This is a genomic window from Catenuloplanes sp. NPDC051500 (genome assembly GCF_044454585.1).
Classification (GTDB): domain Bacteria; phylum Actinomycetota; class Actinomycetes; order Mycobacteriales; family Micromonosporaceae; genus Catenuloplanes.
Genome location: NZ_JBITDX010000033.1, coordinates 18,429 through 39,549, shown reverse-complemented (window position 1 = coordinate 39,549; position 21,121 = coordinate 18,429). Strand labels below are relative to the sequence as shown.

Sequence of the window (21,121 nt, the reverse complement as noted above, 5' to 3'; positions counted from 1 at the left end):
TTCCGATATATCGTCGAACTATCAACGACAACACGCCGACAGTCTGGTCGGTGGGACGGAGAAGAGTCATGAGGGGTTTTGCCAGGGAGTTCTGGGGAGACGAGGCGCGGCGGCGGGGGTTCGGCTTTCCGCCGTTCGGGCCGGGCATGGGGCCGTGGGGGCCGGGGCACGGGCCTGGGCACGGCGGTCCGCACCACGGGCCGGAGGGGCATCGTGGGCGTGGGCGCGGCGGCCGTGGGCGGAGTGTGCGCGCGGCGGTGCTGGCGTTGCTGATCGAGCGGCCGATGCACGGGTACGAGATGATCCAGGAGCTGGAGCAGCGGACCGGCGGCATCTGGAAGCCGAGTCCGGGGTCGGTTTACCCGACGCTGCAACTGCTTGAGGACGAGGGCCTGATCGTCGCGGAGACGGACGGCGGGCGTAAGCGGTACACGCTCACCGACACCGGGCGGGAGGCCGCGACGACCGCGGCGGAGAACCCGCCGTGGGCCGAGTTCGGCGACGAGCACGTGTCGCAGGCGCACGACTTCCGGCAGGCCGCGTTCGGGATCATGAACGCGCTCAAGGAGGTCGGGGTCAACGGCACGCCGGAGCAGCGTCAGGCGGCGCTGGAGATCCTGACCGAGACCAAGCGCAAGCTGTACGCGATCCTCGCCGAATCCGAGTGAGGCCGGCGCCTCAAGCAAGGCCGGCGCCTCAAGCAAGGCCGGCGCCTCAAGCAAGGCCGGCGCCTCAAGCAAGGCAGGAAATGAGTGAAGCCCCGGGCCTGGTGGAAGCAGGCCCGGGGCTTCGCCCTGAAGGATAACTAGTGCACTGTCACGATCGGCTTCGTGGCGGGGAGCAGGTCGCGGAGCTCCTCCGGCAGGTCCGTGCCCATCTCGTCGGCGAGGCGCAGCGCCTCCTCGACAAGCGTCTCGACGATCATCGACTCCGGCACGGTCTTGATGACCTGGCCCTTGACGAAGATCTGGCCCTTGCCGTTGCCGGACGCGACGCCCAGGTCGGCCTCGCGGGCCTCGCCGGGACCGTTTACGACGCAGCCCATGACCGCCACGCGCAGCGGCGCGGGGAAGCCGTCGAGCGCGGCCGTGACCTGCTCGGCGAGCGTGTAGACGTCGACCTGCGCGCGACCGCAGGACGGGCAGGAGACGATCTCCAGGCCGCGCTCGCGCAGGCCAAGCGACTCGAGGATCTGGTTGCCGACCTTGATCTCCTCGACCGGCGGTGCGGAGAGGGAGACGCGGATCGTGTCACCGATGCCCTCGGCAAGCAGTGCGCCGAACGCGACGGCGGACTTGATCGTGCCCTGGAAGGACGGGCCCGCCTCGGTCACGCCCAGGTGCAGCGGGTAGTCGCACTGCTCGGCGAGCTGCCGGTACGCCCGGATCATGACGACCGGGTCGTTGTGCTTGACCGAGATCTTGATGTCCCGGAAGCCGTGCTCCTCGAACAGCGAGCACTCCCACAGCGCGGACTCGACGAGCGCCTCCGCGGTGGCCCTGCCGTACTTCTCAAGCAGGCGCTTGTCCAGCGAGCCGGCATTGACGCCGATCCGGATCGGGACCTTCGCGTCGCCGGCCGCCTTCGCGATCTCCTTGACCTTGTCGTCGAACTGGCGGATGTTGCCCGGGTTGACCCGGACGGCCGCGCAGCCCGCGTCGATCGCGGCGAACACGTACTTCGGCTGGAAGTGGATGTCCGCGATCACCGGAAGCTGCGACTTCTTGGCGATCGCGGGAAGAGCAAGAACATCGTCCTGCGAGGGTACGGCGACGCGCACGATCTGACAGCCGGACGCGGTCAGCTCCGCGATCTGCTGCAGCGTGGCGTTGATGTCGGACGTCAGCGTGGTGGTCATCGACTGCACGCTCACCGGGGCGCCGCCGCCGACCGGGACGGAGCCGACCATGATCTGCCGGCTGGCGCGGCGGGGGGCGAGCGGCGGCGGGGGAACGGCGGGCATTCCGAGACTGATGGCGGTCACAAGGCTGTCCTTCGACTCAGTTCAGAGTGATCGGGTTGACGATATCGGCGGTCAGCGTGAGCAGCGTGAACGCCCCGAAGATGAGGATGACCACGTAGGTCAACGGCATCAGCTTGAAGTAGTCCACCCGGCCCGGGTCGGGCTTGCCGAGGCGCGCGTAGAGCCACGACCGGACGCGCTCGAACCAGGAGATCGCGATGTGGCCGCCGTCCAGCGGGAGCAGCGGCAGCAGGTTGAAGATGCCGATGAAGAAGTTGAGCACGACAAGCAGGTTGAGCGCGACCGCGTACTCCTGGCGCTCGACGAGTTCGCCGCCGAGCCGGGTCGCGCCGAGCACGCTGATCGGCGTCTCCGGGTCGCGCTCCTCGCCGACGATCGCGGCCCAGAGCAGCGGGATCTTCTCCGGGATGCGCTTCAGCGACTCGAACGTGCCCTGCACCATGTCGATCACGCCGTGGTACGTGAGCCCGAACGCAGCACCGGGGCCGGCCACCGTCTTCGGGATCACCGGGGAGATGCCGAGCACACCGACCGTCTCGATGTCATCAGGCGTGATCTGCTCGACCGTCTCCACATCCGAGTCCTGCTTGACCTTCTCGGCCAGCGGGATGGTGACCGTGGCGGTCTGCGACACGCCGCCCCGCTCGAACGTCAGCGTGGTCGACTTGCCGCCGGCCGCCCGGACCAGCGCGCTCATCTGCGCCCAGCCGGTCACCGCCGTCCCGTTCACCGCGGTGATCACGTCACCAGGCTGCAGGCCGGCCGCCTTCGCCGCGCTCGGCGGGCTGGTCGCCGGGTCGCACACGACCTGCTTCTTGTTCTCGACCACGATCTTCGGGGTGGTGCACTCGGAGATCGAGGCGACCTCGGGGCGGACCTCGTCGACCTTGGCCGCGTTGCTGAACGGGATGAACGCGAACGTGCCCCAGAGCAGCACCGTGCCCAGCGCGAAGTGCATGGCGGAACCGGCGGCCATGACGATCGTGCGCTTCCAGAGCGCCTGCCGCCACATCGCGCGCGGCTCGTCGCCGGGCTCGACGTCGTCGTCCTGCGGGACCATGCCGACGATCTTGACGAACGCGCCGGCCGGGATGGCCTTCACGCCGTACTCGATCTCACCTCGCCGGAACGAGAACAGCGTCGGGCCGAAGCCGATGAAGAACCGGGTGACCTTCATCTTGAACAGCTGTGCCGACCACATGTGGCCGGCCTCGTGCAGGGCGAGCGAAAGGATCAGGCCGATCGCGAAGACCAGCACGCCGACCCAGAACATCCAACCCATCAGGCTCCCCCGGTCACGCTCGCCGGGCTCCCGGCGCTCATGGTGGCAATGATCTCTCGGCTTCGCGTCCGCGCCCAGGCCTCAGCGGAAAGCACGTCGTCGACGGTACCCGGTTCCCCGAAGTCGGGTGCCTCCGCGAGGACGTCCCGGACGGTGTCGACGATGCCCAGGTACGGCAGGCCGCCACGCGCGAACGCGGCCACGCACTCCTCGTTCGCCGCGTTGTAGACCGCCGGGCGGCACCGGCCCTCGCTGCCCGCCTTCTTGGCCAGCGCCACGGCCGGGAACGCCTCGTCGTCAAGCGGCTCGAACGTCCAGGCGCTCGCGGTGCTCCAGTCGACTGGTTTCGCCGCGCCCGGCACCCGCTCCGGCCAGCCCAGCGCCAGCGCGATCGGCAGCCGCATGTCCGGCGGGCTCGCCTGGGTGAGCGTCGAACCGTCCACGAACTCGACCATCGAGTGGATCATCGACTGCGGGTGGACGACGACCTCGATCCGGTCGTACGGGATGCCGTACAGCTCGTGCGCCTCGATCACCTCAAGGCCCTTGTTGACGAGGGTGGCCGAGTTCATCGTGATGACCGGGCCCATGTCCCAGGTCGGGTGCGCGAGCGCCTGCTTCGGCGTCACGTCCTGCAGTTCGTGCCTCTTGCGGCCCCGGAACGGGCCACCGCTCGCGGTCAGAATCAGCTTGTGCACCTCGTCGGCGCTGCCGCCGCGCAGGCACTGGGCAAGCGCGGAGTGCTCCGAGTCGACAGCCACGATCTGATCCGGGCGCTGGATCGCGGCGCGGACCAGCGAGCCGCCCGCGACAAGCGACTCCTTGTTCGCAAGCGCAAGCGTGCGACCGTGCTTGAGCGCGGCGAGCGTCGGCGCCAGGCCGAGCGAGCCGACCACGCCGTTGAGCACGATGTCGCACGGCAACTCGGCCAGCCGCGTCATCGCGTCCGGCCCGGCCACGATCTTCGGGATCTTGAACTCACCGCTTGTCCAGCCGCGCCGGGAGGCCTCCGCGTAGAAGGCTAGCGTCAGGTCCTGTGCGGCGGTGGCCTTGGCCACACCGACGACCTCCACGCCGAGCTCGAGCGCTTGCCGGGCCAGCAGCTCGACGTTACCGCCGCCCGCGCCGACCGCGACGACCCGGAAGCGGTCGGGGTTGCGCACCACGATGTCGATGGCCTGCGTGCCGATGGACCCGGTCGAACCGAGCAGAACGATGTGCCGAGGCGAACTCACGCCCCCATTCTCCCCCACCGATCCTGGAAGCCCGCTGAGCGCCCGGGGTGGTTACTCGTCGAGCAGGTCGGCGGGGTCGAACTCGACGGCGAATGGCTCCTTCATCACGAACATCGTGCCGGCGGCGGCCGCGACGAGCGGCTGGTACTCGCCGTCCTCCAGCGCGAACAGCGTGACCGCCGGGACCCGGTTGCGGAAGTCGACCCGAAGGAAGAACGGGACGCCCGCCGCCGCGTACTCCTTGGGGCGGTCAATGACGTCCTTGCGGCGGTTTCCGGGAGACACGATCTCGCCTAGCAGCACCGCAGACTCGATCTGCATGCTCGTCTTGCCTGCGCCAGCCTCGCGAAGAATCACGACGTCAGGAATGAAGAGGTCGTCGCCCGAGATCACGTTCACCGCGTGATAGACGAAAAAGCCTGCCGGCCGGGCCACCTGCTTCAGTCGAAGGGTCAGTTCGAGCTTGATGATCTGGTGATCGGTCCCGCCACGCGGGCTGACGACCACGCTTCCGCGGAAAGCCTCGACCCGTGGCCCGTTGGTCTCGGGCAGCAGCTCCAAAGCGCGCGCAGAGGTCCACGGCTCGTCACAAAGACCAAGCCAACGCAGCGAGGGTACGACCGGGGCCTCGGACTCTTCGATCGACCTGACTTCCATGTGACCTCCGCTCTCCCTCTGCGCGGAACATCATGTCGAAGCAGGCCTGCCCGCGCCGCCCTGTCGCTCGTTCGTGCGCACGAACGTTTCCAGCGGGGTGCCGCCGTACCAGCGGTCGGACCGCAGACCCAGCGGACGCATGCCGAGGCGGGTCGCGACCGCGGCCGAGGCGGTGTTGCCGGGGTAGATGACCGCGTAGACCTCGGGGGCGCCGGCGGCCAGCTCGCGGTCGAGCAGCGCGCGGGCCGCCTCGGTCGCGTAGCCGCGGCCCCAGGAGCCGGGGTGCAGGAACCAGCCGATCTCGATGTCCGCGGTGTAGGTGGTGTTGTCCAGGCCGGGCAGCGGCTTCAGCACCACGCCGCCGGCCACCGTGTCCGTGCCGAGCGGCTGGATCGCCCAGACTCCGTACCTGCCGCCGGTCCGCGCGGACAACGACTCCCAGCGCTCCACCATCGCCAGGATCGCGGCCGGGTCGGTGACGGGCCGGCGGTCGGCGAGCCAGCCGGCCACCTCCGGCCGGGACCGGATGTCGCGCAGCCGTACGAGGTCGGATTCGTCAGCACGCCAGGTTCGCAGTTCCAAACGATTTGTTCGCAGCGTCACCACCCGCCCGACGCTAGCGTGCCCGGACGCCATCTGGGAAAAGAGAGGCCCATGGGTCTTTTCACGCCGTTGCGGGGGCGGGATCTCGCGTTGCATGCCGCCGCCATCACCTACTACGGCGGGATCGCGGTGGTGCCTGTGGCGCTGCTGGCGATCTGGGCCGCGTCAGTGCTGACAGGTGAGGACGCGATGCGCGCGCTGGCCGCGCCGGCGATAGAGGCGTTGCCGGACCGGATCGGCGCGGACCGGGCCGCCGCCGCACTTCTGAACGCGGGACTTGGGCTGACGCCGATGCTTGCGCTGGCGTCGCTGCTGCCGGCCACGTTCTACGGCGAAGGGTTGCGGCGGGCGTTCGTGTCGGTGTCCGGGCCGCGCGCCGAATCGATGACCGGGTGGCGCGGGCGGGTGCTCCTGCTCCCGCTGCTTGTGGCGTCGCCAGGGTTGCTGGCCGCGACGCTGGCCTGCGTCCCGTACGCCTCCCGCCTCTTCGACCAGGGCGGATGGGCACGATTCGGAGGCATTGTGGTCTCGTTCACCGCGGTGTGGCTGGCGCTGACGCCGGTGCTGATCTGGGTCTACCGGGGGCTGGCGCCGGGCCGGTCGCCGGGCTGGGTGCGGACCGTGCTGGTCGGGTCGTTCACGGCCGCGAACCTGTCCGGCTTCCTGCACGGGTTCATCCTGTTCTGCTCGCTGCCGCTGGATCTGGGCATCCCGTTCGGCGGCCTTGACCCGGTGGGCGCGGCGGTCGCGGTCGGCCTGTGGCTCTACCTGTTCCACGTGATCGTGCTCGCGGGATTTGCGGCGAGCAGAAGCCCGGTACCCGCCACGGACGCCTAACCTGAGCTGATGATTCCCTCCAGAGCCGATGTGATCATTGTCGGGGCCGGGCACAACGGGCTGGTCTCCGCGATCCTGCTGGCCCGCGCGGGCCTCGACGTGGTGGTGCTGGAGGCATCGGAGGTGCTCGGTGGCGCCGCGCGTACCGAGACCCCGTTCCCGCGCGTGCCCGAGTTGCGGCATTCCACAGGTTCGTACCTGCTCGGCCTGATGCCGCCGGAGCTGCTGCGCACGCTTGACGTGGACATCCCGGTGCTGCGCCGGGACCCGCACTACTTCCTGCCGACGCCCGCACCGCACGGCCCCTACCTGCTGTTCGGCCGTGACCGGGCGGCCACCCGCGCGCAGCTGACCGACTTCTTCTCGGCGGCGGACGTGGCGGCGGACGACGCGATGCAGGCCGAGCTGGCCGCGTTGCGCGACGATCTGGCGCCGGCCTGGCTGGCCCCGCCGCTGTCCGTGGAGGAGACCGCGTCCCGCTACATCCGGGCGTCGCTTCAGGAGATCTTCGTCGACCTGGTGCGCGGCTCGGTCGCGGACTACCTGGACCGCTTCGACTTCCGCTCCGAGCTGCTGGTGTCCATGTACGCGGTGACCGACGGCCTGTCCGGCCTCAACGCGGGCCCGGACGACGCCGGCACCGGCCACAACTTCCTGGCCCACAACATGTGCCGGCTGCCGGGCGCGGACGGCACCTGGATGATCGCCGCGGGTGGCATGGGCACGGTCTCCGCCACGTTCGCGTCCGCAGCCCGCACGTCAGGAGCAAAGATCTTCGCGGGTACGCCGGTGAGCGCGATCTCCGTGGACGGCGGCGCGGTGTCCGGCGTGACGCTTGCGGACGGCCGGTCCATCGCGGCCTCCGTGGTGCTCGGCGCCTGCGACCCGTACCGGCTGATGGGTCTGGTTCCTCCTGGTTCTCTGCCCTCGTCGCTCGTCACCCGGATGGAGGCGGTGCGCCGCCCGGGCACCACGATGAAGGTGAACCTGGCGCTCTCCGGGCTGCCGTCGTTCTCCTGTCTGCCGCCGGGGTCGCCGAGCCCGTTCGGCGCCACGATCCACCTGCTGCCCGGCTCCGCGTCCGGTGGGGCGCCGATGACGGCGCTGCGGGAGATGTGGGCCTCGGTGGTCGCCGGTGAGCTTCCGGCCGAGCCGACAATCGAGTGGTACCTGCACACCACTGTGGACCCGTCGCTGCAGGACCCGGCCGGGCACCATTCGTCGGCGCTGTTCGTGCAGTCAGTGCCCTACGCCCCGGCCGGTGGCTGGGACGCGCTGCTGCCGTCCTACGTGGACCGGCTGCTCGACATCTGCGAGTCCTACGCGCCTGGCACCCGTGGCCTGGTCGCGGACGTGGTGCCGCTGACACCGCCCGGCATCGAGTCGCACTTCGGCATCACCGGCGGCCACATCCACCACGTCGACAACACGGTGTCGTTCACCGACCGGATGCCGTACGCGACCGGGCTGGACGGCCTCTACGCGGGCAGCGCCGGCACGTTCCCGGCCGGCAGCGTGATCGGCGCGGCCGGCCACAACGCGGCCGTGGCGATCCTGACCGACCTCGGGCGTGTGTGACGCGCGTCAGGCACCGGGTTCGTCCAGGCCCAAGCGGCGGCGAAGCTCACCGTGGGAGTCGACGACCGCGTCCAGATAGAGCGCGAGCGCCCGGTCCGCGGGCACCGGCGCGTCCAGGTGCACCTCGTAGCACTCGCGTTCCACGTGCTCGGCCGCGACGACGCCCGGCTGCGCCCGCAGCGCCGTCTCCATCAGGTCCTCGGGGTCGAGGTCGCTACCGGTGTCGATGACTGCCTTCGCCTCGTCGCCGAGCCAGAAGCCCCAGTGGCGGCCGTCCGTGGTGGTCACCGAGAGCGCGAGGAGCAGGTCGAGGCGGGACAGGGACGCGTCGGGATAGCCACGGCCGGCGAAGAGGTCACCGAAGCGGGCGGGAGCCCGGGACATGGCCTCCCGCACCGCCGGCCGGTCCCGCAGCTCCCCGCCCTCCCCACCGGTCCAGGTGTGCCGCCGCCACCACCGCATGTCCTTACCTGCTCCACACGACGGTGTCGAACGTCATGCTGTGGAACTCCTCGAACGAGCTGACGGTCAGCCGCGCGGTGCGGCCCTCGCTGGTCCGCACGCAGAGGACGGTGCCCTTCTTGACGTTCTCCACGATCCTGATGCCCTGGGTGGCGGCCGCGTCCTGGCACTGCGCGTAGTCCGGGACGCCGTCGCCCTTCCACTTGGCGATCCGTGCGCCGCCGTCGAAATCGGCGACGTCGCCGACGGACTCCCGCATGTCCGTCTCCAGCAGCACGTCGTTGTCGGCGTCCTCCTCGGAGAGCTGCGGCGGGACCGTGTCCAGGTCCATCGCGTCGTCGGTGGCGCCGGCCTGCAGGGTGATCTTCCGGTTGAACTGCTCGGTGGGAATCTCCGCCGCCCCGCTCGGGGTGGTGGCGGGCGATGAGGCCGGCGGCGCGGCGGCCGGGCCGGCGGTGACGGTGCTGGCCGGCGTGGTGCCGGCCGTGGTGCTCGGGGCGCCGGCGTTGCTGGTACCGCCGCCGCTCGCGAGCAGCGCGAACACGCCGGTGATCACCGCGGCCAGAATGACGCCCAGGAACGGCAGCCAGAGCGCGAGACCGCGCAGGCTGGGATTCTCGGCCACGGGAAACTCCTCCATCGACGGGCCGCACCAGTATCGGGCGGCCCGGACCGCCGATGCTATCGATATAGGACAACGTCCCGGGACGCGCCACGGCCGCCGGAAGCGCCGCGGGAATCGCGGGGCTTTCCCCGCGCCGCGCGGAACCGGCTCCGATGCGCAGCGGCAAGCGACACGAAGCGGAGTCTTGGTGCGAAGCAAGGTTTGCCCGCGGGAGCAACGCTGCTGCACCACGCTGGAAGCGGGAAGATCGGGGTCTGGGTTCCGTCCTTCGAGGAGCCCTGCGAGCAACGCTGCCGCACCACGCCGGAAGCGGGAAGATCAGTCTCTTGATCTGTGGTCGTCGAGGATCGCTTCCAGGCGGTTGCGGCATTCCTCGGCGAACTCCGGGAACGAGTCGCGGTAGTAGGAGAGCCCGCTGACCCCGGGCGCGATCGCCCACGCGCGGGCCCGCTGCCAGGTGAGGTCGTCGAGGCCGAGCGCGTCCCGGTAGGCCTCGCGCGCGGCGGCCGGGAAGTCCCAGATCGGCGCGTGCTCCGCGTCCGGGAAGCCGACCGCGATGCCGGCGAAGTCGATCACCGCGTGCAGCGCACCGTCGCGGACCAGCAGGTTCGTGGGTTTGAGGTCGGCGTGCAGCCAGACGTGCGGCGCGACCGGGTCGGGCAGCGCGAGACCCGCACGCCACAGCCGTTCGAGCGTGCCGACGTCGGACACCAGGCCCTCGCAGCGGGCGAAGCAGGGGCTGACCCAGTCGTCGCAGTCGCGCAGGAGACCGCCGCGGTACCAGGACAGCTCGCCGGCGCGGGTCTGGCCCATCAGGTCGGTGCCGTGCAGTGCTCGCACGAAGGACGCCAGGTCATTGCCGAACGCGGCCCAGTCCCGCACGGTCGCCGGCCCGGCCTCGGCGCCCTCGATCCAGCGGTAGACCGACCAGGGCAGCGGGTACGCCTCCGACGGCGAGCCCGCGAAGACCGGCTCCGGAATGGTGAGCGGCAGGTGCGGGGCGAGCCGGGGCAGCCAGCGGCGCTCCTTGGCCAGCGCCTCCGCGTTGAACGGCGTACGCGGCATCCTGACCAGCAGGTCACCGCCGAGCCGGTACATGGTGTTGTCGGTGCCGGCGCCGGCCCGGGTCAGCGGCAGCTCCGCCCACTCGGGGCGCTGCGCGCGGAGCAGCGATCTGATCAGCGTCTCGTCGACCGGGATCTCGCCCTCACGCAGCAATGTCACGCCCGACATGATCGGGCGTGACATCTGTGAGCGGCAAACGGTTTACGCGTCCTTGCGGGCGGCGCGGATCTTGTGGCCGACGGAGGTGAGGCAGCGGCCGGACGGCAGGTCGAAGCGCCAGCCGTGCAGCTGGCAGGTGAGCTGGTCGCCGTCGACGATGCCGAAGCGGGTCAGGTCGGCCTTGAGGTGCGGGCAGCGGCGCTGGACCTCCCAGTCGCCGAGCTCGATGCTCTCCGCCTCGACCGCGCGCTCGTGCTCGTCGTACCAGCCCTCGGCGTACTGCAGGCGCTCCTGGGAGAGGCACTTGAAGAACGCGTAGACGAACTCGTTGTACTGGCCGATGCGGGCGGCGGAGAAGCGGCAGGAGAGGAAGAGCGAGTTGACCCAGTCGACCTCGCCGATGAAGAGGAGGTGCTCGATCAGCGCGCGCTCGGTCTTGAAGCGGTAGCGGACCTTCTCGTCCGCGTACGCCCGGACCTCCTTGCCCGGGAAGTCGACCACGATCGACTCGACGGACTCACCGTCGTAGCCGACCAGGTCGAAGCGGACCGGGCCGCCGACGCCCTTGGCCATGTAGATCGACGCTTCGAGCAGCGGCTCGATGCGCCGCTTCATCTCGGCGAGGACGTCGATCTCCGGGTGCCGCCAGGACGCCTTCTCGGCCTCGATGATCGGGCGCTTGCGCTCCCGCATCTCCTCCAGGTGGGCGGCCTTGTTCGCGAAGAACTCGTCGACCGGCACCGGGTGCTCGGTCGTGATGCCACCCTCGGCGTTGAGTTCCGAGACGGAGCCGGGGAGCAGCACCACGCCGTTGGTGCCGCCGACCTTCGCGTACTCCGAGACGAAGACGCTCTGGTCCGGGAAGATCGCGCCCTCGTCGCCGAAGATGTCGTTGAACTGGTAGAGCGAGTCGTCAAGGAAGCACGGCGGGCCGGCGATCGGGAAGACGTGGTCCGCCTTCAGGTCGTCGATGTAACGCCAGGTCCTGTCGAACTGCCGCTCGCGCTTCTGCTTGCCGAACGCGCGCTTGGCGGCCTCGGGCAGCTCGTAGACCATCGGGTACCAGATCGCGCCGGAGAACTGCAGCATGTGCGCGTGCACGTGGCCCAGCTCCGCGAAGCGGGACAGGTCACTCGGGCGTGCGTCGTTCTGGTTGAGCAGGCGGATGCCGTCGTGCTCGACCCAGAGCGAGGAGTCGCCGATTGGGCCGTCGGTCGGCGAGATCAGCGCCTGAATCATGATCTTGAGGCCGCCGTCGAGCTCGACGACCTCCTCGTTCTTCGTCTTGATGAAGCTGCGGAAGCCCAGCTCGCGCAGCTCGTCCTCAAGCTCGCTCGTCGGGTACTCCGGCAACAGCACGGCGGCCTTCTTCGACACGTACCGCTTGAGGTTCTCCGCGTCGAAGTGGTCGCGGTGCAGGTGCGAGACGTAGAGGTAGTCGACCTGGCCGAGCGACTCCCAGTCCAGCTGCGAGTTGTCCGGGAACGGGAACCACGACGCGAAGAACGCGGGGTTGACCCAGGGGTCGGTCAGAATGCTTCCGGCAGCGGTGTCGATCCGCATGCTCGCATGACCGGTTCCCGTCACTCGCACGGCAGTGCTCCCTTAAGCTACGACGGCGGTGGTTCGTGCCAGACGTTACCGGACACCCGCGGGCGGCACTTCCGGTGCGTCGGCCGGGAGGCTTCTGCGTCACAACATCCACCGCATGTCAGACTAACCGGCGGATGTGAGTGCACAGCGCGAGGAAGGACCCACAGTGTCGGATAGCGAGCCGGTGGTCGCACCCGATCAGCTCAAGCCGGGCAACCGCAGGGCGGGACGCATCCTGGCGGTGCTGAGCATCCTGGGCCTGCTGGCCATGATCTGCGGAAACCACGAAGGCCGGATCGAGAACATCTTCCTGATCGTGATCGCGGCGGGCATCGCGGTGACGCTCCTCGGCGACGTCGTCCTGCGCCGCGCCGGCCTGCGGGAATAAGCCCGCTCCAAGACCAGACAAAGATCAAGCCCGCTCCCACGGTACGCCGGGAGTGGGCTTGATCCTTGTTGTGCTTGATTTTTGTCGTGCTTGAACTTTGTGGTCAGCGGCCCAGCAGGATGTCCTTGACCTCCTTGAGCGCGGCGTCCACCTCGGCCTCGAAGTAACCGCCGGGCACCAGGCCGAACTGCAGCGTGTCCAGGTCGTTCTCGTTCACAGGCATCGGCCCGCGACCGGACATGGCCGTGAGGATCTCGTCGAACAGCCGGTCCACCTGGTCCGGGTCATAACCGCTGCCGAACCGGCGCGGCTGGAACGTGCGACGCAGGTGGTCGACCCGCTGCAGGTCGCCTCCGGGACCACCGGGGCCACCGTGTCCGCCAGGGCCGGGGCCACCGGGACCGGGGCCGCCCGGGCCGCCGAAGCCGTTGCCGGGGCCGTCATAACCGCCGGGGCCGTCGTAACCGCCGGGACCGCCAGGACCTGGACCGCCGGGCGGCAGCGGCGGGCCGCCGAACGCGCCGGGTGGCGGGCCGCCGGGCGGAGGACCGCCGTAGCCGCCGGGGCCCTGAGGGCCGCCACCCATGCCGGGCGGGCCGGACTGCGGCTGGTTGCGGGGGCGCCGCTCCAGCTCGGGCAGGCGGATCTCCGCGGTCATGTCCATCTTGCCGTGGCGGCCGGGCTCAAAACCGGGGAAGCCGCCGCTCGGCGCGTCGAAGCTGCCGCCGCGGTCGCGCGGGTCACGCGGGTCCCGGTCGTCGAACTGGTCGTAGCCGCCGGGGCCCTGCAGGCCGCGCGGGCCGGGTCCACCCGGTCCGCCGGGGCCGGGACCACCGGGGCCCATGCCGCCGGGGCCACCCATGCCGGGACCGCCAGGCCCCTGCGGGCCGCCGCGCGGGGGCAGGTCGAAGCCGCCGGTACGCGGGTCGTCGCGCGGGGGAAGATCGAAGCCGCCGGTCCGCGGGTCGTCACGCGGAGGTGCGTCGAAACCGCCGGTACGCGGGTCGTCGCCGAAGCCGCCGCGCTCACGTGGGTCACGGTCGCGGGGGTCGCGGTCCCGCGGGTCGCGCTGCGGGGGGCCGCCGAAACCGCCGGTGCGGGGCTCGTCGAAACCGCCACGGTCTCGCGGGTCACGCTGCGGTGGGCCGCCGAAACCGCCGGTGCGGGGCTCGTCGAAACCGCCGAACGGCGGGGGTCCGTCGTCGAAGCCGCCGGCGCGGGCCGGAACGCGGCCCCCGGGCGGGCCCATCCGATCCGGCGGGCCCATGCGGTCAGGAGGACCCATCCGGTCGGGCGGGCCCATCCGATCCGGCGGACCCATGCGGTCAGGCGGGCCCATCCGGTCAGGCGGACCCATCCGGTCAGGCGGACCCATCCGGTCAGGCGGAGGGCCGAAGCCGTCGGGGCGGCCGGAGCCGTCATGCCGGCCGGGACCGTCGAAGCCGTCGGGGCGGCCGGGGCCGTCGAAACCACCGGGGCCGTCCGGGCCGTCGAAGCCGCCGGGCCCGTCGAAGCCGCGCGGGCCGGACGCGAAGCCGCTGCTGCTCATCCTGTCCGGCGGGCCCAGCCGGTCCGCGCCAGCCGGAACGCGCTCGGGCCCACGGGCGCCGCCGCGCTCGTCGAGCTCGGCGAGCTGCCGCTCCACCCGGTCCAGGTGCAGGTCGACCTGCCACTCGTCATATCCGCCGAAGCGCACGCGGAAGACCACGTCGTGCACTTCCTGCGCGAGGACCGGTGGGCCGCTCTGCTCGCCCGCGAGCGTGGCCTCGACCCGGTCGAGGAAGGTGTCGACCTCTTCCACCTTGTACCCGCGGCGAAGCGCGCGCCTCCGGAAACGCTGACCCTGACTCGTCACTGTGTCTCCTGGTTTCGGTTCGCTCGCTCAGCGCCGGCGGGCGCCCTGGTCGCGTACGCCGCCATCAGTGAACCCTCTCCACCTTGGTCCCGGCTGTGTGCGCCGCGACCGGCGTCCCACGGTGCGACGCCAGAACACACATACCCACAAGGGGAGAGGTTCATTGTGCCTCCGTACCGTCGACCGCGCTCGCCGCCAGCTGTCCACAGGCGCCGTCGATCTCCTGGCCGCGCGTGTCGCGGACCGTGGTGGAGATGCCGGCCGCGCGCAGGCGGCGCACGAACTCCCGCTCCACCGGCTTCGGGCTCGCGTCCCAGCGACTGCCGGGCGTGGGGTTCAGCGGGATGAGGTTGACGTGCGCCAGCTTGCCGGCCAGCAGCTTGCCGAGCAGATCCGCACGCCACGGCTGATCGTTCACGTCCCGAATCATGGCGTATTCGATCGACACGCGCCGCCCCGTGCGCGCCGCGTACGCCCACGCGGCATCCAACACCTCGGCCACCTTCCACCGCTGGTTGACCGGAACGAGTTCATCGCGCAGATCATCATCGGGCGCGTGCAGGGACAGCGCAAGGGTCACCGAAAGGTCCTCCTCGGCCAACTTACGCATGGCCGGGACCAGACCGACTGTCGAAACCGTGATATGCCGTTGAGAAAGGCCCAAACCGTCCGGCGCGGGGCTCGTCAGGCGCCGGACCGCGGCGATCACCCGCGGATAGTTCGCCAAGGGCTCGCCCATGCCCATGAAGACGACCCGGGACAGGCGCGGCGGGGAACCTGCCACCGCGCCGCTCGCCGCGATGCCGGCCAGGTAGACGACCTGGTCCACGATCTCGGCGGTGGAGAGGTTGCGGGTCAGCCCGGCCTGGCCGGTCGCGCAGAACGGGCACGCCATGCCGCAGCCGGCCTGGCTGGACACGCACGCGGTGATCCGGTCCGGGTAGCCCATCAGCACGCTCTCCACGAGCGCGTTGTCGTGCAGCTTCCAGAGCGCCTTGCGGGTGGCGCCGTCGTCGCAGGCCATCTCGCGCACAGGGGTGAGCAGCCGCGGCAGCAGGTCCGCGCCGATCTTCTCCCGCGCAGCGGCCGGGAGGTCGGTCATCTCCGCCGCGTCGCGCACGAAACGCCCGAAGTAGTGGGTGGAGAGCTGCTTGGCCCGGAACTCGGGCAGGCCCAGCTCCTTAACCGCCGCGCGGCGCCCCTCCGGATCGAGGTCGGCCAGGTGGCGCGGCGGCATCGCCGGACGACGGCGCCGCGGGCCGGCCTGTGCGGGCACGGCGTCGTCGGGCGTCTCCGGGGTGCTGGGAACGACGGGGATGAGAGGAAGAGTCGGGCCCATCACGGTGTCTGCAGCTGCCTCACTACGTCGGGTCAGAACGTCTCGGTCGGGCGGTGCCACCCGGATCACCCCGCGGTAATCGCAGAGTCACTCGGCGAGAATCGCAGGGCCACCCCGCGGGAATCGCACCACGCTGGGAACGCCGCCAGACCTCAACCAGTCTCCCACGGTACGGCCGGTAGTAATGCCGCACAGGGTGCCAAAGCTGCGTCCTCGCTCACCCCACCCCTTCCACACGCGGACCGGCGGCCTCCCGCCGGCCCGCTCAGGAACCGGGCGCCAGCACCGAGAGCAGCAGGAACGCGGTCGGCAGCGCGAACAGAACCGAGTCGAGCCGGTCCATCAGGCCGCCGTGGCCCGGAAGCAGGTTGCTCATGTCCTTGATGCCGAGATCCCGCTTGATCATCGACTCTGCCAGATCACCGAGCACCGCGGAGATCGTTACGCCGATTCCGAAAACCGCACCCCACCACGGGGGTACGTCCAGCAGCAGGTAACACAGCAGCGCGCTGCCAAGCGCGGACGCGAGCGCGGACCCGCCGAAGCCCTCCCAGGACTTCTTCGGGCTGATCGACGGCGCCATCGGATGCTTGCCGAGGAAGACGCCGGCCGCGTACCCACCGGTGTCGGTGAGCACCACGGCTACGACCGTGACGACCACCCGGGCCACGCCGTCGTCCGGGTAGGCGAGCAGCGCCGCGAACCCGCCGAGGAACGGCACGTATACAGTGACGAGCGTGGCCGCGGAGACGTCCCGCAGCCAGCCCTGTCTGCCGTCGCCGAGCCGCCACAGCGCGCTGGCCAGCACCGTCACCAGCAGACCGAGCGTGAGCGCGTCCGGGCCGGCGAACCAGGCCAGGCCGGCCATCAGCACGCCGCCGGCGATCAGCGGGATCAGCGGTGGGCGGGCGCCGCCGGCCGCGAGCGCGCGGGTCATCTCCCAGACGCCGACCACCACGAGCGCGGCGATCAGCAGCAGGAAGCCCTCCCGCCAGAAGAACAGCGAGCCGGCCACCACGGCGCCCAGGCCCAGGCCGACCCCGATTGCGGCGGGCAGGTTGCGGCCGGGAGCCGGAAGCCTGCTCTTGGCGGCGTCCGGGTCGTCGGAACCGTAGGAGGCGTGCCGGAGTGTGTTACCCGCAACTGGCGCACCGGACCGGGTCGCACGGCGGCGGCCCTTGCCCCGGCGGCGAGGCGGTTCCACGTCGTCCAGATCTCCGTCCGCCGGGCCGGCCGGGCCCTGCGGAACCGAGGCATGCGAAAGCGACGACGGGCCCGCGGGAGACTCCGGGCCCGCGCCGTATGAGCGCGACGGCGGGCCGGCGGGAGACTCCGGGCCTGCACCATATGAGGGGGACGGCGGGACGCCGGGCGGCTGTGGCCCGGCACCGATGGCGCGAGCGCCGGGCGGCTGCGGTCGCCCGGGACCGATGGCGCGGGCGCCGGGCAGGTCAGCACGAGGGCGGCCGGGAGCGGCGGCGCCGGGGCGGCCGGGAGCGTCCGCGCCAGGACGCCCGGGAGCATCCGCGCCAGGGCGACCGGGAGCATCCGCGCCAGGGCGACCGGGAGCATCCGCGCCAGGGCGACCGGGAGCATCCGCGCCAGGGCGACCGGGCACCACGGCCGGCGGTGGGCCGGACGGGCGGACGAACTCCGCGGTGGCTCCCGCGTCGGTGCCGGGCGGCGCGTAGACGGGCGCGATCGGCTCCCGGCCGGTCGGCCGGTCGCCGCGGGGATCGCGCTCGGGGCGCTCATCCGGCCAGTACGGATCGGGCGCGGCACCGCTGTGCCGCGCCCGCTGCCGTGCGTCGCGCGCGTCGTCGTGGGGGTCGAGGTGCGGCATCAGACCTCGAGGAGCTCGGCTTCCTTGTGCTTGACCAGCTCGTCGACCTGGGCCACGAACCGGTGGGTGAGGTCGTCGAGCTCTTTCTCCGCCCGCCGCCCGTCGTCCTCGCCGGCCTCGCCGTCCTTGACGATGCGGTCCAGCTCCTCCTTGGCACGGCGGCGCACGTTGCGCACCGCCACCCGGCCGTCCTCGGCCTTGCCGCGGGCGATCTTGACCATCTCGCGGCGGCGCTCCTCGGTCATCTGCGGCAGCAAGATGCGCAGCATCGAGCCCTCGTTGCCCGGGTTGACCCCGAGGTCCGAGTCGCGGATGGCCTTCTCCATGGCGCCAAGCATCGAGGCATCGTACGGCTTGATGATCGCCATCCGCGGCTCCGGGATGGCGACGGACGCCATCTGCGGCAGCGGGGTGGGCGTGCCGTAGTAGTCGATGATGATCCGGGAGAACATCGCCGGTGTGGCGCGACCGGTACGGATGGCGGCCAACTCGTCCTTGGCGTGCTCCACCGCACGCTCCATCTTGTCCTCGGCCTCGAGGAGCGTATCGTCGATCACCGCTCCCTCGCCTCCTCACTCCTGCTCGGCGGGTGCTGCGTCCAATACCCGGGGATCATCGCTGGTCGGGCGGGCTCCCGGCCTCACAAGAAGCGCGGCGCCGCCCGTACCCCATCATGCTCTTGAGTTTGATCTTGTGGTGCCCGGCCCTAGGCGGTGATCAGGGTGCCGATCTTTTCGCCGCCCACGGCCTTGATGATCGTGTCGGGCCCTTCGGCTCCGAAGACCAGCATCGGCATGCCGTTGTCCATGCACAGGCTGAACGCGGTCGCGTCGGCCACCCGCAGACCCTGCTGCAGCGCCTCGGCGAACGTGACGTTGTCGAGCTTGGTGGCGGTCGGGTCGGTCCGCGGGTCCGCGGTGTAGACGCCGTCGACGCCGTTCTTGCTCATCAGCACCACGTCGGCGTTGATCTCCAGTGCGCGCTGCGCGGAGACCGTGTCGGTGGAGAAGTACGGCATGCCGGCGCCGGCGCCGAAGATCACGACGCGGCCCTTCTCCAGGTGACGGATCGCACGAAGCGGGATGTACGGCTCGGCGACCTGGGCCATCGTGATCGCGCTCTGCACGCGGGTCTCGATGCCCTCCTTCTCCAGGAAGTCCTGGAGGGCGAGCGCGTTCATCACGGTGCCGAGCATGCCCATGTAGTCGGCCCGGTTGCGGTCCATGCCCCGCTTCTGCAGGTCGGCGCCGCGGAAGAAGTTGCCGCCGCCGACCACGACCGACACCTGGACGCCGCGGCGGACCACTGTCGCGATCTGGCGCGCCATGCCCTGCACCACATCCGGGTCGACGCCGACGCTTCCGCCGCCGAAGACCTCGCCGGAGAGCTTCAGCACGACCCGCCGCGGCTTGCCCGCCTTGGCCTCCACCGGAGCGATCTGCTCGGTCACCACCGTCATGCGGCCCGCCTTCCCTTCGCCTGCTGTCTATGACGCGGACTTACCCACCGGCGCTGCCACGCCGACACGTACCCGTCGCGGTGTGCACCATATGCGACGAGGAGACCGCGGTGCCTGTCGCAGTACACCAACGGCCTCCTCGTGTCATGGCCTACGGCGCCGGCTTGCGGGCCGGCGCCGTGCTCAAGCCCGGATCAGGCCTGGCCGACCTCGAGCCGGACGAACCGGGTGATCTCGATGCCCGCCTCGGCGAGAACGGCCTTCACGGTCTTCTTGCTGTCGGCGACCGAAGACTGCTCGATCAGCACGGTGTCCTTGAAGAAGCCGTTGACGCGACCCTCGACGATCTTCGGCAGCGCACCCTCGGGCTTGCCCTCCTCGCGAGCGGTCTGCTCGGCGATGCGGCGCTCCGACTCGACGACGTCCGCGGGGACCTCGTCGCGGGTGACGTACTTCGGGCGCATGGCGGCGATCTGCATCGCCACGGCGCGCGCGTCCGCGTCGGCGGCCTCGTCGGACTTGCCGGTGTACTCGACAAGCACGCCGACGGCCGGCGGCAGGTCCTGCGCCTTGCGGTGCAGGTAGACGGCGGTGGTGCCGTCGAGCACGGCGAACCGGTTCACGACGAGCTTCTCGCCGATCTTCACGGACAGCTCCTGCACGGCGGCGTCGACGGTGCGGCCGTCCGGCAGCGTGCTGGCCTTCAGGCCCTCGGCGTCGGAGACACCTGCGGTCTCGCCGTGCTCGACCAGCTCCTGCGCGAACGCGACGAAGTCCGCGTTCTTCGCGACGAAGTCGGTCTCACAGTTGAGCTCGAGAAGCGCCTTGCCGGAGTGGGCGACGAGCCCGTTCGCGGCGGTACGACCGGCACGCTTGCCGACGTCCTTTGCGCCCTTGATGCGGAGGAACTCGACGGCCTTGTCGAAATCGCCGTCGGCCTCGGTCAGGGCCTTCTTGCTGTCCATCATGCCGGCGCCCGTGAGGTCGCGCAGCTTCTTGACGTCCGCGGCGGTGAAGTTGGACATGACTCTCTCTTCGATGTCTGTGTCGTGGTGGCGGCGGTCTGTGGTGCGGGCCCGCGGGAGAGTCTCCCGCGGGCCCCGGCAAGACTTTCCTACTACTCGGCGGAGGCGGCGACCGGCTCGGCGGCAGCGGCGGGCTCGGCGGCGGCCGGCTCGGCAGCGGCAGCGGGCTCGGCGGCAACCGGCTCGGCGGCGGCCTTCTTCTCGCCCGACTCCAGCAGCTCGCGCTCCCACTCGGCCAGCGGCTCGTCCGCACCGACGGCGGTACCCTGCGGCTTCTCGCCGTTACGGCCGGCGCGGCCCGAGCGGGCGATCAGACCGTCCGCCACCGCGGTGGCGACCACGCGGGTCAGCAACTCGGCGGAGCGGATCGCGTCGTCGTTGCCCGGGATCGGGAAGTCGACCTCGTCGGGGTCGCAGTTGGTGTCAAGCACCGCGATGACCGGGATGCCCAGCTTGCGAGCCTCGTCGACCGCGATGTGCTCCTTCTTGGTGTCGACGACCCAGATCGCCGACGGGATCTTCTGCATGTCCCGGAGGCCGCCAAGCGTCTTGGTGAGCTTGGTCTTCTCCCGGAAGAGCTGCAGGGTCTCCTTCTTGGTGTACCCGGCGGCGGTGCCGGTCAGGTCACCCAGAGCCTCGAGCTCCTTCATGCGCTGGAGCCGCTTGTAGACCGTCTGGAAGTTGGTCAGCATGCCGCCCAGCCAGCGGTGGTTCACGTACGGCTGGCCGACCCGGGTCGCCTGCTCGGCGATGGCCTCCTGCGCCTGCTTCTTGGTGCCGACGAAGAGGATCGAGCCGCCCTCGGCGACCGTGTTCCTGATGTACTCGTACGCCTTCTCGATGTACTCGAGCGTCTGGCGGAGGTCGATGATGTAGATGCCGTTGCGCTCGGTGAAGATGAAGCGCTTCATCTTCGGGTTCCACCGACGGGTCTGGTGCCCGAAGTGAACGCCGCTCTCCAGCAGCTGGCGCATGCTGACTACAGCCATGGTGAAATGCTCCCTGCGTTGTCCCTGGTTGTGCCGCCGGTGCCATTCGGCCCGGCGCCTGGCGCCCGGTCGCCGGCCAGGGTGGGCCCGCCGCAAACGCGAGAACGGGACCAGGGAGGCCGGCGCCTCGTGGCGGGGTGTCG

The 21,121-nt window shown here is 70.7% G+C and carries 19 protein-coding genes and 1 pseudogene; 4 read left to right on the top strand and 16 right to left on the bottom strand.

Going from position 1 to position 21,121, the window contains the following annotated elements:
- Window positions 1–68 precede the first annotated feature (68 nt).
- The gene (locus ACIA8K_RS38010; RefSeq protein WP_396068336.1) at window positions 69–668 is read left to right on the top strand and encodes a PadR family transcriptional regulator; all 600 of its coding nucleotides are present in this window, start codon (window positions 69–71) and stop codon (window positions 666–668) included.
- 137 nt (window positions 669–805) lie between these two features.
- Here ACIA8K_RS38010 and ispG read toward each other — a convergent pair whose 3' ends face one another.
- From ispG to ACIA8K_RS37985, 5 genes are read right to left on the bottom strand one after another with little or no spacing between them, the layout of a single operon-like run.
- A complete protein-coding gene (gene ispG / locus ACIA8K_RS38005; protein WP_396068335.1) occupies window positions 806–1,984 on the bottom strand; it encodes a flavodoxin-dependent (E)-4-hydroxy-3-methylbut-2-enyl-diphosphate synthase in 1,179 nt (392 codons plus the stop codon).
- Between the two features lie 16 nt (window positions 1,985–2,000).
- Window positions 2,001–3,266, bottom strand: coding sequence for a M50 family metallopeptidase (locus ACIA8K_RS38000; RefSeq protein WP_396068334.1), 1,266 nt, complete (start codon window positions 3,264–3,266; stop codon window positions 2,001–2,003).
- Complete coding sequence (gene dxr, locus ACIA8K_RS37995) at window positions 3,266–4,501, bottom strand: 1-deoxy-D-xylulose-5-phosphate reductoisomerase (RefSeq protein ID WP_396068333.1); 1,236 nt, start codon at window positions 4,499–4,501, stop codon at window positions 3,266–3,268. Before dxr ends, ACIA8K_RS38000 begins: the two co-directional genes overlap by 1 nt.
- 51 nt (window positions 4,502–4,552) lie before the next feature.
- Window positions 4,553–5,158: a Uma2 family endonuclease gene (locus ACIA8K_RS37990; protein WP_396068332.1), complete on the bottom strand. Its 606-nt coding sequence runs from the start codon at window positions 5,156–5,158 to the stop codon at window positions 4,553–4,555.
- A 30-nt stretch (window positions 5,159–5,188) separates the two neighbouring features.
- The gene (locus tag ACIA8K_RS37985) at window positions 5,189–5,764 is read right to left on the bottom strand and encodes a GNAT family N-acetyltransferase (protein WP_396068331.1); all 576 of its coding nucleotides are present in this window, start codon (window positions 5,762–5,764) and stop codon (window positions 5,189–5,191) included.
- Window positions 5,765–5,812: 48 nt separating this feature from the next.
- Here ACIA8K_RS37985 and ACIA8K_RS37980 point away from each other — a divergent pair, with 48 nt between their 5' ends.
- Together ACIA8K_RS37980 and ACIA8K_RS37975 are read left to right on the top strand one after the other, a co-directional pair.
- The gene (locus tag ACIA8K_RS37980) at window positions 5,813–6,598 is read left to right on the top strand and encodes a YhjD/YihY/BrkB family envelope integrity protein (protein ID WP_396068330.1); all 786 of its coding nucleotides are present in this window, start codon (window positions 5,813–5,815) and stop codon (window positions 6,596–6,598) included.
- A gap of 9 nt (window positions 6,599–6,607) precedes the next feature.
- Window positions 6,608–8,176 (top strand): phytoene desaturase family protein, encoded by a 1,569-nt coding sequence (locus tag ACIA8K_RS37975; RefSeq protein WP_396068329.1) that lies wholly within the window; start codon window positions 6,608–6,610, stop codon window positions 8,174–8,176.
- Between the two features lie 6 nt (window positions 8,177–8,182).
- On the opposite strand, the gene ACIA8K_RS37970 is transcribed toward ACIA8K_RS37975, so the two are convergent.
- The 4 genes from ACIA8K_RS37970 to ACIA8K_RS37955 form a co-directional block, all read right to left on the bottom strand.
- Complete coding sequence (locus ACIA8K_RS37970; RefSeq protein WP_396068328.1) at window positions 8,183–8,638, bottom strand: hypothetical protein; 456 nt, start codon at window positions 8,636–8,638, stop codon at window positions 8,183–8,185.
- A gap of 4 nt (window positions 8,639–8,642) precedes the next feature.
- Window positions 8,643–9,263, bottom strand: a complete 621-nt coding sequence (locus tag ACIA8K_RS37965; RefSeq protein ID WP_396068327.1) for a hypothetical protein — start codon at window positions 9,261–9,263, stop codon at window positions 8,643–8,645.
- A 318-nt stretch (window positions 9,264–9,581) separates the two neighbouring features.
- Window positions 9,582–10,481 (bottom strand): aminoglycoside phosphotransferase family protein, encoded by a 900-nt coding sequence (locus tag ACIA8K_RS37960; RefSeq protein WP_396068361.1) that lies wholly within the window; start codon window positions 10,479–10,481, stop codon window positions 9,582–9,584.
- Window positions 10,482–10,529: 48 nt separating this feature from the next.
- Window positions 10,530–12,080 (bottom strand): Rieske 2Fe-2S domain-containing protein, encoded by a 1,551-nt coding sequence (locus tag ACIA8K_RS37955; RefSeq protein WP_396068326.1) that lies wholly within the window; start codon window positions 12,078–12,080, stop codon window positions 10,530–10,532.
- A 166-nt stretch (window positions 12,081–12,246) separates the two neighbouring features.
- Here ACIA8K_RS37955 and ACIA8K_RS37950 point away from each other — a divergent pair, with 166 nt between their 5' ends.
- A complete protein-coding gene (locus tag ACIA8K_RS37950) occupies window positions 12,247–12,468 on the top strand; it encodes a DUF2631 domain-containing protein (protein ID WP_396068325.1) in 222 nt (73 codons plus the stop codon).
- A 1,144-nt stretch (window positions 12,469–13,612) separates the two neighbouring features.
- Here the strand turns inward: ACIA8K_RS37950 and ACIA8K_RS37945 are convergent.
- The 7 genes and pseudogenes from ACIA8K_RS37945 to rpsB all read right to left on the bottom strand — a co-directional run.
- Window positions 13,613–14,323: pseudogene (locus tag ACIA8K_RS37945) on the bottom strand (DivIVA domain-containing protein); the annotation flags it as partial.
- Window positions 14,324–14,483: 160 nt separating this feature from the next.
- Complete coding sequence (gene rlmN / locus ACIA8K_RS37940) at window positions 14,484–15,662, bottom strand: 23S rRNA (adenine(2503)-C(2))-methyltransferase RlmN (RefSeq protein ID WP_396068324.1); 1,179 nt, start codon at window positions 15,660–15,662, stop codon at window positions 14,484–14,486.
- A 265-nt stretch (window positions 15,663–15,927) separates the two neighbouring features.
- Entirely contained in the window at window positions 15,928–16,866 is a 939-nt protein-coding gene (locus tag ACIA8K_RS37935; RefSeq protein ID WP_396068323.1) for a phosphatidate cytidylyltransferase, read from the bottom strand.
- A 638-nt stretch (window positions 16,867–17,504) separates the two neighbouring features.
- Window positions 17,505–18,062, bottom strand: coding sequence for a ribosome recycling factor (gene frr / locus ACIA8K_RS37930; protein WP_396068322.1), 558 nt, complete (start codon window positions 18,060–18,062; stop codon window positions 17,505–17,507).
- Window positions 18,063–18,211: 149 nt separating this feature from the next.
- Complete coding sequence (gene pyrH / locus ACIA8K_RS37925; protein ID WP_396068321.1) at window positions 18,212–18,964, bottom strand: UMP kinase; 753 nt, start codon at window positions 18,962–18,964, stop codon at window positions 18,212–18,214.
- A 194-nt stretch (window positions 18,965–19,158) separates the two neighbouring features.
- Window positions 19,159–19,989: a translation elongation factor Ts gene (gene tsf / locus ACIA8K_RS37920; protein ID WP_396068320.1), complete on the bottom strand. Its 831-nt coding sequence runs from the start codon at window positions 19,987–19,989 to the stop codon at window positions 19,159–19,161.
- A 92-nt stretch (window positions 19,990–20,081) separates the two neighbouring features.
- The gene (gene rpsB / locus ACIA8K_RS37915; protein ID WP_396068319.1) at window positions 20,082–20,978 is read right to left on the bottom strand and encodes a 30S ribosomal protein S2; all 897 of its coding nucleotides are present in this window, start codon (window positions 20,976–20,978) and stop codon (window positions 20,082–20,084) included.
- Window positions 20,979–21,121 lie beyond the last annotated feature (143 nt).

Bases quoted from the DNA above. Each gene is read 5' to 3' on its own strand.
- ACIA8K_RS38010 (WP_396068336.1), top strand. From the start codon at position 69: ATGAGGGGTTTTGCCAGGGAGTTCTGGGGAGACGAGGCGCGGCGGCGG.
- ACIA8K_RS38000 (WP_396068334.1), bottom strand. From the start codon at position 3,266: ATGGGTTGGATGTTCTGGGTCGGCGTGCTGGTCTTCGCGATCGGCCTG.
- ACIA8K_RS37990 (WP_396068332.1), bottom strand. From the start codon at position 5,158: ATGGAAGTCAGGTCGATCGAAGAGTCCGAGGCCCCGGTCGTACCCTCG.
- ACIA8K_RS37980 (WP_396068330.1), top strand. From the start codon at position 5,813: ATGGGTCTTTTCACGCCGTTGCGGGGGCGGGATCTCGCGTTGCATGCC.
- ACIA8K_RS37975 (WP_396068329.1), top strand. From the start codon at position 6,608: ATGATTCCCTCCAGAGCCGATGTGATCATTGTCGGGGCCGGGCACAAC.
- ACIA8K_RS37970 (WP_396068328.1), bottom strand. From the start codon at position 8,638: ATGCGGTGGTGGCGGCGGCACACCTGGACCGGTGGGGAGGGCGGGGAG.
- rlmN (WP_396068324.1), bottom strand. From the start codon at position 15,662: ATGGGCCCGACTCTTCCTCTCATCCCCGTCGTTCCCAGCACCCCGGAG.
- pyrH (WP_396068321.1), bottom strand. From the start codon at position 18,964: ATGACGGTGGTGACCGAGCAGATCGCTCCGGTGGAGGCCAAGGCGGGC.
- tsf (WP_396068320.1), bottom strand. From the start codon at position 19,989: ATGTCCAACTTCACCGCCGCGGACGTCAAGAAGCTGCGCGACCTCACG.
- rpsB (WP_396068319.1), bottom strand. From the start codon at position 20,978: ATGGCTGTAGTCAGCATGCGCCAGCTGCTGGAGAGCGGCGTTCACTTC.